Source organism: Pseudomonas sp. 30_B, from assembly GCF_017491605.1.
Lineage (GTDB): Bacteria > Pseudomonadota > Gammaproteobacteria > Pseudomonadales > Pseudomonadaceae > Pseudomonas.
In genome coordinates this window covers 1-459 of the sequence record NZ_JAFGYY010000304.1, presented here as the reverse complement: position 1 = coordinate 459, position 459 = coordinate 1, and the positions used below count along the sequence as shown (strand labels likewise).

Annotated in this window: 1 pseudogene; it reads right to left on the bottom strand. The window is 58.6% G+C overall.

Features of this window, described 5'->3' with window-relative positions:
• A pseudogene (locus J5M67_RS28395) lies at positions 1 to 334 on the bottom strand (hypothetical protein); the annotation flags it as partial.
• Between the last annotated feature and the right edge of the window lie 125 nt (positions 335 to 459).

Genomic DNA, 459 nt, shown 5'->3' with positions numbered 1-459 from the left:
CCTTCGTCTCGATCAGCGCCTGGATGCGTTCGCGATCGATGTTGCGGACGTTCTCTCCCTTCAGTTGATCCGTTAGCCAGCGCAGGCGCTGTTTGGTGGTCTCCAGCGAGCGCTGATGCTGGTTCTGCTTGAGCCAATGTACGACCGCCGCGTCCCACGTTACGGCCGGCCGCTCGCCGAGCTTTTTTTGCCGCCAGTAATCGCTCGCAACCTTGGCGGCAAGTTCTTCCGCCGCCCTACGGTCCGAGGTGCCAGAAGATTGTCTAATTCGCGAGCCGTCGATGCTGAGGTCGAACCACCAAGGGCCATTTTTTTGTCGCTTGTAGAACCGCATTTCCCACCTGTTTTTTCGTATTGCTGTCTGAGCCAATCTATCACGTCGACATCCACGAGAACCCACGCTCGACCGATCTTTGCGGCCGGCAGTCCGTGGCGGCGGATGCATTCGGACACGGTTTC